At 68.6% G+C, this 14213-nt stretch carries 13 protein-coding genes; 6 read left to right on the forward strand and 7 right to left on the reverse strand.

Annotation, left to right across the window (positions count from 1 at the left end; all coding sequences use genetic code 11):
- Positions 1-25 precede the first annotated feature (25 nt).
- The gene (locus tag ACLQ2O_RS39295) at positions 26-1075 is read left to right on the forward strand and encodes an aminoglycoside phosphotransferase (RefSeq protein WP_425842578.1); all 1050 of its coding nucleotides are present in this window, start codon (positions 26-28) and stop codon (positions 1073-1075) included.
- On the opposite strand, the gene ACLQ2O_RS39300 is transcribed toward ACLQ2O_RS39295, so the two are convergent.
- From ACLQ2O_RS39300 to ACLQ2O_RS39325, 6 genes are read right to left on the reverse strand one after another with little or no spacing between them, the layout of a single operon-like run.
- The gene (locus tag ACLQ2O_RS39300; protein ID WP_425842579.1) at positions 1056-3071 is read right to left on the reverse strand and encodes a hypothetical protein; all 2016 of its coding nucleotides are present in this window, start codon (positions 3069-3071) and stop codon (positions 1056-1058) included. The two genes, ACLQ2O_RS39295 and ACLQ2O_RS39300, sit on opposite strands and share 20 nt — an antisense overlap.
- Positions 3068-4126 (reverse strand): glycoside hydrolase family 130 protein, encoded by a 1059-nt coding sequence (locus ACLQ2O_RS39305; protein ID WP_425842580.1) that lies wholly within the window; start codon positions 4124-4126, stop codon positions 3068-3070. The genes ACLQ2O_RS39300 and ACLQ2O_RS39305 overlap by 4 nt, the downstream gene beginning before the upstream one ends.
- Positions 4127-4150: 24 nt before the next feature.
- Positions 4151-4975, reverse strand: coding sequence for a carbohydrate ABC transporter permease (locus tag ACLQ2O_RS39310; RefSeq protein ID WP_425842581.1), 825 nt, complete (start codon positions 4973-4975; stop codon positions 4151-4153).
- The gene (locus tag ACLQ2O_RS39315) at positions 4972-5874 is read right to left on the reverse strand and encodes a carbohydrate ABC transporter permease (protein ID WP_425842582.1); all 903 of its coding nucleotides are present in this window, start codon (positions 5872-5874) and stop codon (positions 4972-4974) included. The genes ACLQ2O_RS39310 and ACLQ2O_RS39315 overlap by 4 nt, the downstream gene beginning before the upstream one ends.
- A complete protein-coding gene (locus ACLQ2O_RS39320; RefSeq protein ID WP_425842583.1) occupies positions 5871-7166 on the reverse strand; it encodes an extracellular solute-binding protein in 1296 nt (431 codons plus the stop codon). Before ACLQ2O_RS39320 ends, ACLQ2O_RS39315 begins: the two co-directional genes overlap by 4 nt.
- Positions 7163-8191: a LacI family DNA-binding transcriptional regulator gene (locus tag ACLQ2O_RS39325; protein WP_425842584.1), complete on the reverse strand. Its 1029-nt coding sequence runs from the start codon at positions 8189-8191 to the stop codon at positions 7163-7165. Before ACLQ2O_RS39325 ends, ACLQ2O_RS39320 begins: the two co-directional genes overlap by 4 nt.
- A 299-nt stretch (positions 8192-8490) precedes the next feature.
- Here ACLQ2O_RS39325 and ACLQ2O_RS39330 point away from each other — a divergent pair, with 299 nt between their 5' ends.
- The 5 genes from ACLQ2O_RS39330 to ACLQ2O_RS39350 are packed head-to-tail and all read left to right on the forward strand — an operon-like array spanning position 8491 to position 13744.
- Positions 8491-9786 carry an ABC transporter substrate-binding protein gene (locus ACLQ2O_RS39330; protein ID WP_425842585.1) on the forward strand — a complete coding sequence of 432 codons (1296 nt, stop codon included), beginning with the start codon at positions 8491-8493 and terminating at the stop codon, positions 9784-9786.
- On the forward strand, positions 9786-10712 hold the full coding sequence (locus tag ACLQ2O_RS39335; protein WP_425842586.1) for a carbohydrate ABC transporter permease: 927 nt from the start codon (positions 9786-9788) through the stop codon (positions 10710-10712). Before ACLQ2O_RS39330 ends, ACLQ2O_RS39335 begins: the two co-directional genes overlap by 1 nt.
- On the forward strand, positions 10709-11527 hold the full coding sequence (locus ACLQ2O_RS39340) for a carbohydrate ABC transporter permease (protein WP_425842587.1): 819 nt from the start codon (positions 10709-10711) through the stop codon (positions 11525-11527). The genes ACLQ2O_RS39335 and ACLQ2O_RS39340 overlap by 4 nt, the downstream gene beginning before the upstream one ends.
- A 4-nt stretch (positions 11528-11531) precedes the next feature.
- Positions 11532-12452, forward strand: a complete 921-nt coding sequence (locus ACLQ2O_RS39345) for a carbohydrate kinase family protein (protein ID WP_425842588.1) — start codon at positions 11532-11534, stop codon at positions 12450-12452.
- Complete coding sequence (locus ACLQ2O_RS39350) at positions 12449-13744, forward strand: alpha-glucosidase/alpha-galactosidase (protein WP_425842589.1); 1296 nt, start codon at positions 12449-12451, stop codon at positions 13742-13744. The genes ACLQ2O_RS39345 and ACLQ2O_RS39350 overlap by 4 nt, the downstream gene beginning before the upstream one ends.
- Before the next feature lie 16 nt (positions 13745-13760).
- On the opposite strand, the gene ACLQ2O_RS39355 is transcribed toward ACLQ2O_RS39350, so the two are convergent.
- The gene (locus ACLQ2O_RS39355; RefSeq protein WP_425842590.1) at positions 13761-14144 is read right to left on the reverse strand and encodes a hypothetical protein; all 384 of its coding nucleotides are present in this window, start codon (positions 14142-14144) and stop codon (positions 13761-13763) included.
- Positions 14145-14213 lie beyond the last annotated feature (69 nt).

A 14213-nucleotide genomic window follows, 5' to 3' on the forward strand; every position in this document is an offset into this window, starting at 1 on the left:
CCAGCTTGCTGGTTGGATGGGTGGGGTGAGCGAGCAACCAACTGCCCGTACGCCGCTGCGGCACAACCCGCTGAATGCTGTGACCGCTTCGGTCGAGCGGATGACGGATGGGGCCGGCAGGTCGGTTGTTCGCAAGGAGCTTCGGGCGCCGACGCCCGGGGTGGGGAGTACGGGGATCGCGGCTTCCTGGGCGGGGTCTCTGGATCCTCGGCACTGGAACTACTGGCGTCGAGAGGTCGAGGTCTACCGGGACGACGCTTTGCGGGAGCAGGTGAGGGCGGCTGGGCTTTGGCTGCCCGAGGGGGAGGTCGAGGAGTTCGACGGCGGGGCGGTGTTGGTGCTGGAGGATGTTGAGGGTACGCCGGGGACCGCGTTCTCACTCGAGGACCATGCGGCGCTGGCTCGGGGGTGTGGGCGGTGGCAGGCGCGGCCTGGTGACGACGTCGGGTGGACGTCCGTCGGGTTCTTGCGGGATTACTCGACCAGCCGCGTGGTGCCCTGGGAGTTGCTGGACGACGACTCGGCGTGGGCGCAGCCGTTGGTGGCCGAAGAATGGCCCGCTGGGTTGCGGCAGAAGTGGTGGCAGCTTGTTGCCAACCGCAACGAATTGATCGGGTTGGTGGAAGGTTCGCCGCGACGGCGGTGCCACTTGGATCTCTGGGTGAGCAACGTGATTCGCCGGGAGAGTGGGGAGATCGCCTTGCTGGACTGGGCGTTCACCGGTGACGGCGCGCTCGGGGAGGATCTCGGCAATCACATCCCGGATGCCGTGTTCGACCTGTTCTGGCCGGCTGAGCGGATCCAGGAACTGGCCGAGACCTGTGCCGACGAGTACGTCGCGGGGCTTCGCGAGGGCGGGTGGAGTGGCGAGGGTGACCAGGTGCGCCTGGCGATGATGGCGTCCGGGGTCAAGTACGCGTGGTTGTTGCCGGCGCTGCTGGGGCAGGCGGGAGACAAGTCTCATCGCGCTTACCACCAGCAGGCCGACAGTCGGCAGCTCTTCCAGCAAAGGGGGTTGGCGCTGGAGTTCGTGGCTGACTGGTGCTTGGAGGCGCTTACTTCAGTACGACGGTGAAGCCGCCCGGCAGCACTTCCACGCGGCCGTTCGCCGGTCGGCGGGAGTGGAGCTGGCCGGAAGAGGTGTAGGAGTAGGCAGTCCCGCGGTGCGAGACGGGTACGGATCGGGGCTGCCGGTCCACGCTGACCAGCAGGTCGTTGGCGCCGAGTTGGAGTTTGCTGATCAGCGGGAGAAGCAGGACCGCGTCGACTCGGACGTTGGCGCCGCTGGAGGTGGTGGTGAGGGTTGTCGCCGCGGCGGGGAGGACGCCGACGGAGACCGGGAGCAGTGCGCCGGGTGCTGCGGAGACTCCCTGCGGGCCACCGGAGCCGTGGTGGATGACGCCCCCGGTGGACCAGGTGCTTCGGCCGGCTGTCCGGTCGGGGACGAGGTCGACGACGGGGAGGACCAGGCGGGGTTCGGTGGAAGCAGGCAGAGTCCACGAAGCGCGGGAACCAGCGGGGAGGGTGACGTAGGAGCCGTTGCTCCATTGGGATTCGCCGGTCCACGCGGAGGGTGGGGTGACGACCGTGGCACCGGAGGAGAGCTGAGCGGATTCTGCCTCGACCACCTGCAGTCCGGACGACACTGGTCGAGTGGCCAGTGCTTGGGCTTGGCGGGCGACGGCGGGGTCAGCGTCCAGGGCCAGCATGGAGAGCAGACCGTGGATGGTGGACTCGGCGCCGGAGTTGCGGTTGATGACGCCTTCGCCGGAGATACCGTCGTACGTGCGGCCGGTGGCCGCGTCGTACGCGGGTTCGCCGGCGCGGTTGGCGCCGAAGTACCAGGCGGCGACGAACGCGGCGACCTGGCGGAGGCCGGGGCGGTTCGCGGCTGACGCCACACCGAGCAGGGCCTGCAGGCGGGCGTCGACGCCGTACGCGATCTGGGTACGGTCGATGGGCGCCGGGAGCCAGCCGTTGTCGGGGCCGCCGGCGGTGAGGAGCAGTGGGGTGAAGCCTGCTGTGTCGCCGATGGCTGGGGTGAGTAGGCGCGGGTTGCGCAGGGCTGTCGACGCCGCGGCGAGTGCGGACGGCATCTGCGCGCCCCAGGCGTGCCAGTCGGAGATCGACTCGCCCCAGGGCAGCAGTGCGCGGAAGGGCCACTCGCGGATGCCGCCGGCGCTCATGGCGGCGATGGCTTCGGCAAAACGGGCGAGCGAGCGCCGGGCACGGGCAGCACCACCACTGGAGGAGGCATCAGCTCCGGAGGCGCCAACTCCCCCGCCACCGGCCGCTCCAGCTCCAGCTCGAACGTACGCACTCAACCCCAGCACAGCCTCGGAAGTCGCGTCGGCACCAGCAACGATGAGCCAAGCAGGAACCCGCCGCCCGTCGACAACATTCCAGCGGCCGTACTTGACCAGCACCTGGCGATCGAGAGCGTCGAGGGCCAGCTCCATCCGCGTGCGGAGGAACCGCGCAAACCCAGGGTCGACCCGCAGGAAGGCCTCGTACCCCTCCCCCAGCGCCCAGACCGTCCGTGCCAGCCAGTACGACGGCCCGCTGTCCGACGGATCCGGAAGCTCGACCGGCTCGGCACTCGGGTTGAGGGCGCCATCCGGCTGCATCCACAGCACCACGTTGCCGGCGTTCGGCCCGCTGGTGGTCTGCAGGTACGTCAGACCACGCAACAGGTTGTACGCCGCCGTGCGGCTGTGGGCGTCTCGGTGCAGTCGGTAGTGCCGCAGGTACACGACGGCAGCCCGGGCCAGGTCGTCGGCGTTGAAGGCGCCTTGGCCGTAGGTGTCGGTGGCGGCGTCGTACGGACCGCCGCCGATGCGGGCGTAGGTGCCGTCGTCGCGACGGTCGGCGTACGTCCAGAGGACGCCGAGGGGACCGGAGCCGTACGTCGAGTGCCCAGGGACGGACAGAGGTGAGACGGAGTCACCCAGGAAGTCGAGGTGACCGAGGTTGACCAGCTGGGACCTGGATGCCGAAGCAGGTAAGGAGAAACCGGAAGAGGCAGCCAGTGCCAGCGATCCACCGAGGACCACCCGTCGCGAGACCGTCATGCCAACCGGTCCAAGCGTGCAACGCCGATCTTGGCGTCAGCCATGCCGTAGAACACGTAGTGCACTCCGTCGACCTCCTCGATCGCCGTCGGGAAGACCACGTTCCCGACCGTCCCGATCCGCTCTTCCTCGGTCTCCGGCACCAGGATCGGCTCCGCCGTCCGGTCCAGCACCTTCGTGACATCGTCGAAGGACAACAGCAGCGCCCCCGCCGCGTAGCTGACCTTCTGCGTCGTCGGGTCGAAGCCCTTCGGCTGCTCCCCGGTCACGCCGTGGTGGATCACCAGCCATCCCTCCGGCACCCGCAAAGGTGCGGGACCGGCGCCGATCTTCAACTCCTCGAAGGGATGCTCCGACATCGCGACGAGCCGGTGGTGCCGCAGGTGCACCAGGTTCTCCAGCCCCCGCTCGACCTCGGCAACCGGCACGAACGACACCCAGATCCCCGGCCGGTCATCCGTCACCCCCGCCGGCAGGTGCACGCCCTCACCCTCACGGAACCACCCCAGGTCCCACATCGGCCGGTGCAGCATCGCGTACGACGGTTCGCCGTCCGGCCCGGGCACGGGCTCGGGGAAGAACACCGTGTCCTTGTTCGGAAACAGGTTGAGATCGGTGTCCAGGTCAGCCTGGTACTCGAAGTGCAGCGGCCCCAGCCGCGTCCAGGTCCGCAGGTCGTCCGACACCGCGAGCGCCGGCTTCGGCCCGAGCGGCCCGTACGCGACGTACGTCATCACGTGCTTGTCCAGCGACGGGATCCACGTCACCCGCGGGTCCTCGACGCCGGCGTTGTTCAGCCCGCGCTCCCAGCCCTCGTCCGGAGCCAGTACGACGCCCTCACGTTCGACCCCGACCGGCACTCCGTCGGTCAACGAGACGCGCGCCAGCCCGACCCGAGAAATGTTGCCCGGCGCAACCAGTCGCGGCAGGAGGTACAAAGCACCGTCCGGGGTGTGCCCGGACGCCGGGTTCAGCACGCCTTCGGACTCCAGCTCATTGCCCGGCTCAGGTGTCATCACGACGCCGAGGCGGGTCAGCGTGTACGGAACAGTCACAGTCACAAACCTTTCAGAACAAGCTCAGCCCTTGACTCCGGACTCGAGGCTGGAGGAGATGAAACGGCGCTGGAAGATCACGAACAACGCGACCGCCGGAGCGGCCAGGACACAGGCCCCCGCCAGTACGGCACCGAACGGGTTCGCGGCCCGCGCCGACACGGTGGTCAGATAGTTGGACAGCGAGACCGCGAGCGGCTGCAGGTCCTGCTGCTTGGTGATCAGGAACGGCCAGAGGAACTCGTTCCACGGCCCGATGAACGTCAGCAGTACGCCGGTCAGCAGCGCCGGCTTCACCAACGGGATCGCCACCCGCCACAGGATGGCCAGCTCGCCCGCGCCGTCGATCCGGGCCGCGTCGAACAGCTCCTGCGGCAGCTGCAGGAAGTACTGCCGGAACACGAACACCGCGGTCGAGTTGATCGCGAACGGCAGGATCATCCCGAGGTAGGAGTCGGCCAGCCCGTAGCTGCGCACGATCATCACGTACAGCGGGATCGTCAGCAGCTGGAACGGGATCACCTGGACCAGCAGCACCAGGTTGAACACGGCACCGCGCCCCCGGAACTGCAACCGCGCCAAGGCGTACCCCGCGAGCACACCGAAGACCAGCGTGCCGAGGATGACTCCCCCGGTGAAGATCCCCGAGTTCAGCAGCGACCGGCCGAGGTGGATCGCGGCGTTGATCTCGGCGTAGTTGTGCCCGGTCAGGTTCCCCGGCGAGGGGAACGCGCCACCGACGGACGGGTCCGGCTCGGTCTGCAGGCTGCCGACGAGCATGTAGTAGAAGGGGAACAGGAAGACGAACGCCCCGACCAGCAGGCCGAGGAACTTCCACGGGCTCCTCATCGATCCTCTCTCCCCACGAAGCGTCGTTCGACCAACGCCAGAATCAGTACGCCGATCACCAGCAGCACTCCGATCGCGGACCCGACGTCCGGGTTGCCCTGCTCGATCCCGCGCTGGTACATGATCAGGACCGGCGACGCGGACGCGCCGTCCGGACCACCACCGCCGGTCAACAGGTACGGCTCGGTGAACAGGTTCGCTCCGGTCACAGTGGCCAGCAGTACGACGAGCGTCGTGGCCGGCCGGACTCCCGGCACCGTCACGTTCCAGAACGACTTGATCCGCCCGGCGCCGTCCATCGACGCCGCCTCGTACAGGTCCTTCGACACGTTCTGCAGCGCGGCCAGGTACAGCAGGATGAAGAACCCGAGCTGTTTCCAGGTCACGTAGATCGCGACCGTCGGCATCGCCAGCTGGGAGTTCACCAGCCACGACGGATCAGGCGCGAGCGGCCCGAGCACGGAGTTGACCAGGCCGTTGGAGTTGAACAAGAACAGCCAGACGCCGACGACAGCGACACTCGCGGTCACGTACGGCACGTAGTAGCTGACCCGGAAGAACCCGCGCCACCGCACGGCGCCGTTGAGCGCGTACGCCAGCAGCAGCGACAGCACCACGGTCAGCGGCACGTTGATCAGCAGGAAGATCCCGACGTTGACGAACGACCGCCGGACCGCCGGGTCCGAGAGCACGGTCACGTAGTTCTCGAACCCGACGAACGGCCGCTCGACGATCGCGCCGGGCGCGGTGAAGAAGTAGTCGTGGAAGGACATGTAGACCGCGAACCCGAGCGGGTAGGCGAAGACCGCCGCCAGGAACACGACGTACGGCGTGACGAACAGCGACCCGATCGGGTGCTTGCCGAGAACCTTGCCCAGCGCGCCGGTTCGTGTGCTCATGACTGTTTGGCTAGTTGGTCGACCTTCTGGACGGCGCCGTCGAGGGCCGCGCCCGGGTCTTCCTGGCCGAAGATCACGGACTTGGAGTAGGCATCGCGGAAGGTCTGCCAGATCGTGATCGAGTTCGGCACGTTCGGCACCTCGACCGTGCGGGCCGCCTGGTCGGCGAACTGCTGGTAGTCGGGGTTCTTCTGGAAGTACTCCGGGTACGCCGCGGCGACGCCGTCGCGCAGCGGCATCTGGCCGGAGGCCTCGAGCAGCTTGCCGTCCTGCTCCTTGCTGGTGGCGAACTTCAGCACGTCCCACGCGGTCCCGCGGTTCTTGCAGGCCGAGTACATCGCGACGTTCTTCGCGTCGCTGAACGTGTAGGTCTCGGCGGCGGGCTTGCCGGCCGACGTCGGGACCGGTACGGCGCCCCACTCGACCTTGTTCTTGTACGTCGCGACCGCCCACGGGCCGACGATCGCCATCGCGGCGGTTCCGTCGACGAACGAGTCGCCGGTGTACTTCTCCTGCGAGGCCAGTTTGTCGGCGTACATGGTCCGCCAGAACGCCGCGACCTTCTTGCCCTCGTCCGAGGCGAACTGCGCCTTGCCGTCGGCAACCAGCTGCTTGCCCCCGGTCTCGGCCGCGAACAGCGGGTAGAAGTCGAACCAGGACTGGTAGAACTCGTTGCTCGGCGCCGGGTAGATCGCGAACTTCGCGGCCTTGGCGGCGACCAGCTTGCGCGAGGTGGCCAGGAACTCGTCGTACGTCGCCAGCGGCGGTTTCGCGGTGTCGATGCCCGCCTTGGCGAAGGCCTTCTTGTTGTAGAAGATCATCACCGGGTTGGCTTTCCACGGCATCTGGTAGTACTTGCCGTCGGTCGACTTGTACTGCTCAGCGGTCTTGCCGGTGCGACTCTCGAGGTAGTCCTTGCCGCCGTCGAAGCCGTCGAGCGCCACCAGGCCACCCTGCTTCTGGAACTGCGACACCGAGGCCGGCGAGGTGTTGAAGATCAGGCAGGGCGCGTTGCCCGCCGTGATCGCGGCACCGATCACTTCCTCGGAGCTCTTCCCGGTCGGGATCTCCTGGGCGGTGACCTTCTCCTCCGGGTGCGCGGTGTTCCAGGCAGCCACCATCTGCTTGCCCCAGGCCACTTCCTCGGCGTTGTTGGACAACCAGACGGTGATCTCGCCGCGCGCCTGCGCGGCCGCGTCGGCATCACCTCCGCCGTCACTGCCGCCGCAGGCTGCGGCGACCCCGGTCAGCCCCAGCGCCAGCAGCGCCGCGGTCAGCTTGCGTCGTTTCATGACTCCTCCAGACGTGCGGTCGAACGGCGTACGACGAGACGGGCCGGTGGGAGCTCCACGTCGGCCACGTCACCGGTCCCGTCGATGAGTTGGTTGAGGGTGGTCGCGGCGGCCTCACCGAAGGCGTAGGGATCGGCGCGCACGGTGGTCAGGCCGGGATGGACGAACTCGGCCAGCTCGCTGTCGTCGAAGCCGGCGATGCTCAGGTCGGCGGGCACGGTCAACCCGGCCTGCTGCGCGGCACCGAGCCCGGCAATGGCCATCCGGTCGTTGGCGTAGACGATCGCGGTCGGGCGGTCCGGCAGCGCCAGCAGCCGCCGGGTCGCCTCGATCCCGCCGGCCGCGGTGAAGTCGCTGACCTCGAGCCCGCCCGGTGCCAGCCCCGCGTCGGCCAGCGTCGCGACGAACGCGTCGGCACGAGCCGTGGCGTGCACGAACGTGGGCGGACCGGCGACGTGCGCGATCCGGCGGTGGCCGAGCGCGATCAGGTGCTCGACGACCTCGACCGTGCCCGGACGGTCGTCCAGACAGACGGCCGGGAACGGTGACGAGCCGACCGGCCGGTTCAGGGTCACGGCAGGCAGACCGAGCTCGCGGCACAGCTCGATCCGCGGGTCCTCGTGGCGGAGGTCGGACAAGAAGACGCCGTCGACCCGGCCGTCCTGCGCGAGCCGCCGGTACCCGGCCGCCTCGTCGTCGCCGGCGGTGACGACCTGCAGAACGAGCGCCTGACCACCCCGCGAGAGCACGCTCTCGACACCCGCGATGAACGCCGGGAAGAACGGGTCCGACGACAGGACGGCGGGGTCTCGCGTGATCACCAGGCCGAGGGCGAACGCCTTCGAGACCGACAACGAGCGGGCCCGGTTGCTGGGCCGCCAGCCGAGCTCGTCGGCGGCGGCGAGGATCCGGTCGACGGTGGCCTGGGCCAGGCCCGGCCGGCCGTTCAGCGCGAACGAGACCGAGCCCTTGGAGACTCCGGCCCGGGCCGCCACGTCGGCGATCGTCGGTCGGTCCTTGACCACGCACGGCTCCTAGTCTGAGTGTTTAAACCGGTTTAAAGAGTCACTAAACCGGTCAAAACCCGCGTCGTCAAGGGTTCAGGTCACCTGTTCGGGAACGCGCTCAAGGGCGGGTAACGCGCACTTTTCTGCAGTTGGTCCTTGACGCTTCCGACTCCCCGTTGCTCTACTGACTGACCAGCACCGGATGCCGGTGCGACAGTGACGCACCCAGCCGGTAGCACTTTGGGAGTCCGGTTGTCAGGCGCCAGGGCTCGAGCCCGAGGCGGGGAAAGCGTCCGCGGGACCCGATGGAGCAGATCGTGTCCGACCCCCGCACCGCAGCACCGTCCCGCCGCGACGTCCTGCGCGCGGCCGCCGTACTGGCCGCCGCGGCCGGTCTCGCCGGTTGTGGCAAGTCCGACGAGGAGGCCACCGGTGGCCAGGTCACCGTCGATCTCTGGCACGGCCAGACCGACTCCGGGAAGAAGGCGCTCGACACCCTGATCGCCGAGTTCAACCGGACCCATCCGGGTATCACGGTGGTCGGCGGTGGTGGCGGCGTGACGGCCGACAGCATGCTGCAGAAGGTCACCGCCGGTCTGGCCGCTGGGTCCTACCCGGACGTCGCGTACATCTTCGGCTCGGACCTGGCCAGCATCACCCGCAGCCCGCAGGTCGCCGACCTCACCGGCCGGCTGCAGCTCGACGCGGTGTGGCCGGCGGCGAAGGCCGCGATCACCGTCAAGGACAAGGTGCGCGCCGCACCCGCTCTGCTCGACTCGCTCTGCGTTGTCTACAACAAGAAACTCTTCGCCGCCGCCGGTCTCCCGGCACCGAAGGCCGGCTGGACGTGGGACGACTTCGTCGCCACCGCGGCGAAGCTGACCGATCCCGGCAAGGGCGTCTTCGGCACCGGCTGGCCGGGCGTCGGCGACGAGGACACGGTCTGGCGGCTCTGGCCGATGATCTGGGACCTCGGTGGCGACGTGGTCACCGAGGACGGCAAGAAGGTCGGTTTCGAGCAGGTCGGCGAGCAGGCCCTGGCCACCCTCGACAAGCTGCGCACCGACAAGTCCCTGTACGTCGACCCGAAACCCGGCGGCGAGCAGCTCTACCAGGTGTTCCTCGGCGGCCGGATGGGAATGGTTGCCACCGGCCCCTGGCAGCTGCCGGACATCCTCGACCGCAAGCTGGACTACGGCGTCGTGCCGCTGCCGTCGTACTCGGGCAAGGCGGTGACGATTTCCGGGCCGGACACCTGGACCGTGTTCGACAACGGCTCGGCGCGCACGAAGGCGGCGACCGAGTTCGTCGGCTGGATGCTCGACGCGAAGCAGGACGTGCGCTGGGACCTCGAGGGCGGCAGCCTTCCGCTCAGTACGACGACCGCCGCGCTGCCGGAGTGGAAGAAGCACGCCACCGAGACGAACGGTCTGCAGGTCTTCGTCGACGCGCTGGAGACGGCCCGGGTCCGGCCGACCATCACGGCGTACCCGCAGATCTCCGAGCATCTCGGCACCGCGATCGTGTCGGTGCTGCTGGGCAAGAAGTCGCCCGCGGACGCGCTGAAGGAGTGCGTCGAGCAGTCGAACGCCGTGCTGGCGGTACCGAGCTGATGGCCAGCGTGGTCGGCACGTTCACCGTCGATCCACGGGCCCGGGCCGCGGCCGCCAAACGCCGCAACCGCGGCGAGGCCCGGACCGCCTGGGCGTTCGTCAGCCCGTCGGTGCTGATCATCCTCGGGCTCAGCGTGGTCCCGGTGCTCTGGTCGTTGCTGTTGTCGTTCCAGGCCAGCGACCTGGTCTCACCGAGCCGCTGGGTCGGGCTCGCCAACTACCGCACCCTCGCGGCCGATCCGTTGTTCCGCGAGGCCGTCGGGCACACCGTCGTCTACACCGCGCTCTACGTACCGCTGAGCGTCGTCGGCGGACTGGCGATCGCGCTGCTGCTGGACCGCAAGATCCGGCTGATCGGGCTCTACCGGACGCTGGTCTTCGTCCCGTTCGTGGTGTCGGCGGCCGCGCAGGGCGTGCTGTTCTCCTTCGTGCTCGACCCCGAGTTCGGGGCGGCGAACTCGTTGCTGCACCAGCTCGGCCTGCCCGCGCAGGGGTTCTTCAGCGATCCGTCGCAGGCGCTGTACCTGCTCGTCGCGATCTCCTTGTGGAGCGGGACCGGCTTCTGCGTGATCGTCTACCTGGCCGGGCTGCAGAGCGTCGAGCCCGAACTGGTCGAGGCGGCGCGGATCGACGGCGCCGGGCGGTCCGGCGTACTGCGGCACGTCGTCCTGCCGTCGCTGACGCCGGTCACGATCTTCCTGGTGCTGTTCCAGGCGATCAACGCGCTGCAGGTGTTCGACCTGGTCTTCGTCACCACCAAGGGCGGCCCGCTCGGGGCGACCACGGTGATCGTGTACTTCATCTGGGAGAAGGCGTTCAAGAGCTTCACCGCCGGCTACAGCGCGGCCGCGGCGTACGCGCTGGCGGTCTTCCTGCTGATGATCGGTATCGCGCTGCAGGTCTACCAACGGAGGGTACGCCGGTGAAGCGCCTCCCCTTCAGTCCTTGGCACCTCGTGCTCGCGCCGCTGGCGCTGCTCTTCGCGCTGCCGCTGCTATGGCTCGTGGTCAGCTCGGTGATGAGCAACTCCGAGATCAACCGGTTCCCGCCCGCGCTCTGGCCGAGCAGGATCGACCTCGACGGTTACCGGTTCGTGCTCGGCAACGCGTTGTTCCCACGCTGGTTCCTGAACTCGTTGCTGGTGTCAACGGTCGCGGTGACCGCGAACCTGGTGCTCGGCTCGCTCGGCGGCTACGCCTTCGCGCGGATGCGGTTCGCCGGGTCGAAGCCGCTGCTCGGGCTGATGCTGGCCACGATGGTGATCCCGTTCCAGCTGACGATGATTCCGACCTTCCTGGTGATGAAGCAGCTCGGCCTGATCGACACGCTCGGCGCGCTGATCGTGCCGTCGCTGGTGACGCCGTTCTCGGTCTTCCTGTTCCGCCAGTTCTTCGTCTCGCTGCCGCGCGAGCTGGAGGAGGCGGCCTGGATCGACGGCTGCGGGCGGCTGCGGATCCTGGTCTCGATCGTGCTGCCGCTGGCCCGGCCCGCGCTCAGCACCGTCGCCGTACTGACGTTCCTGAGCACGTGGAACGACCTGACCTGGCCGCTGATCGCGATCAACCACGACACCAACTACACGCTCCAGCTCGGCCTGACCACCTTCCAGGGTCAGCACCACACCCAGTGGGCCGCCGTGATGGCCGGCAACGTCATCACTGTCTTGCCGGTACTGCTCGGCTTTCTCCTTGCCCAGAAGGCGTTCATCCGCTCGCTGGCCTCCTCCGGACTCAAAGGCTGACCCTATGTTTGATCTTCTTGTACTCGGTGACGCCAACCCTGATGTCGTGATCGGGCCCGTCAACCAGCCGCTGGTCTTCGGGCAGCGGGAACGGCTGGTCCCGACCGGATCGCTGTGCCTGGGTGGATCCGCGGCGATCATGGCCTGTGGGGCCGCTCGGCTCGGGCTCAAGGTGGCCTTCGCAGGCCGGATCGGCGACGACCCGGCCGGGACCTTCGTCCGGTCAGCGCTCGAGGAACGCGGCGTCGACACGTCCGCGCTGGTGGTCGATCCCGAGCTGCCCACTCCCCTGACCACAGTGCTCACCTCGGGCTCGGACCGCGCGATCCTCACGGCGTCGGGCTGTCTGACTGCGACCAGTTCGAACGACGTACCGCGGGCGCTGCTGCGTTCCGTGCGGCACGTGCACGCGGCGTCGTTCTACCTGATGCCGGGCCTGGCCGCGGGGCTGGCCGAGCTGTTCAAGGAGGCACGGAACGCGAAAGCGACCACGTCGCTGGACACCAACGACGACCCGGCCGACCGGTGGGAGCGGGTGGTGCTCGACCCGGTGTTGCGGGTCACCGACTATCTGCTGCCGAACGCGGCTGAGGCCCACGCGCTGACCGGGCATCCGGTACTGGCCGAAGCGGCCGGGATCCTCGCGCGCCGCGGGCCGCTCGTCGTGGTCAAGAACGGAGCCGACGGCGCACTGGCCCACGACGGCACATCGTTGCTCACCGCACCGGCCCTCGCGGTCGAGCCCGTCGACACCGTCGGCGCCGGGGACAGCTTCGACGCGGGCTTCGTAACCGCCGTACTGCGCCGTACCGGCCGGGCGCGCGCGCTGGCGATCGCGGCAGCCTGCGGCTCGCTGTCGACCAGAGCAGCAGGCGGTACGGCGGCGCAGGCCGACTGGGACCTGGCCGTGGAGCGTGCGGGATGACCCGGATCGCGTTCATCGGCGCGGGAAGCGTCGTGTTCACCCAGGGGCTGCTGGCCGACCTGTTCGGCTTCGACGACCTCGGTGAGCTGCACATCGCCTTGCACGACATCGATCCCGAGCGCCTCCGGACGGCGGCGTCGGCGGCCGCGGTGATCGCGAGCGACCGCGGCGCGCGGCCGACGATCAGCGCGCATCTGGACCGTCGGGCCGCCCTGGAGGGCAGCGACTTCGTCGTCAACATCATCCAGGTCGGGATGAACGACGCGACCCGGATCGACTTCGAGCTGCCCGCCCGGTACGGCGTACGGCAGACGATCGGCGACACCCTGGGCGTGGGCGGAGTGTTCCGCGCGCTGCGCACGTTCCCGGTGCTGCGCGGGCTGGCCGCCGACATCGCCGAGGTCTGCCCGGACGCGTGGCTGCTGAACTACACGAACCCGATGGCGATGAACGTCTGGTACCTGTCCGCGCTGGGGGTGCGGAACGTGGTCGGGCTGTGCCACTCGGTCCACTGGACGATGTACGACCTGTCGGAGCTCGTCGGCGTACCGTTCGAGGAGGTGCGGTACCTGGCCGGTGGGGTGAACCACCAGTCCTGGGTGCTGCGGTTCGAGCACCGCGGGGAGTCGCTGTACCCGGCGCTCGACGAGGTGATCCGGCGCGACCCGGAGATGCTGCGGCGGGTCCGGGTCGACATGTACCGGCGGCTCGGGTACTACCCGACCGAGACCAGCGAGCACTCCTCGGAGTACGTGCCGTGGTACCTGCCGCACGACTCCGAGATCGAGCGGTTGCGGCTGCCGGTCGGCGAGTACCTGCGGATCGTGGAGGAGAACGTCGCGTCGTACGAGCGGACGCGGGACGCGGTGAAGACAGGCGACCCGGTGCCGGTCGAGGCGACGATGGAGTACGCGCCGCAGATCGTGCACAGCATCGTGACCGGGGTCCCGCGGACCGTCTACGGCAACGTGGTGAACGACGGGCTGATCAGCAACCTGCCGAGCGGATCGGTCGTCGAGGTTCCTTGCCTGGTGGACGCCTTGGGCGTGCAGCCGACGGCGCTCGGGGCGCTGCCGGCGGCCTGCGCTGCCGTCAACGCGTCGTACGTGAACGTGAACGCGCTGGTGGTTCGTGCCGCCCTGGACCAGGACCCGCGGGCGATCCGGCAGGCGCTGATGGCCGACCCGGCGACCGCGGCGACGCTGACGGTCGAGCAGATCTGGGCCCTGTGCAACGACCTCGTCGTGGCCCACAGCAACCTTCTGGACCCGGAGCTGCGGGCCGTGCTGTAGGAGTGGGACCTCAGGCTCAGGCGTAGAACCCCTGGTTCCAGTCGATGCCTCCAGGGCCGTTCCACTCGATCTCCAGCAGGTAGGCGCGCTTGTCGATCAGCGTCACCGACTTGGTGTTGCAGCCTGCGTCGATACCGTCGGAAACCTCGACCTTCACGATGGCACCGGTGCGGACTCTTCCGGTGACCGAGTACCCGTCGTTCTGCGTGTCGCAGATTTTGACTTTGTCGGTCGCATCCGTGAAGGACACGTAGCCGAGCTGGCGTCCGTCGAGATCGCTCAGGAAGACTGTTTGGTTGTCGGCGTGGGCCGTCGCCGGCACACCGAGGACGATCGCCATGCTTGCGGCAGCGCACAGGATCGTCGCGCGCTTCGTGGATTTCGAGAACCTCGTGAACATTGCGGTTTCCTTCCGGTGATTGAGCCCGGAGAGAAACGTTAGGGGTCGTCGCTTGCACAGCGCTGCCCG

Origin of the sequence: Kribbella sp. DT2, assembly GCF_049844575.1 — a bacterium.
Classification (GTDB): Bacteria; Actinomycetota; Actinomycetes; order Propionibacteriales; family Kribbellaceae; genus Kribbella.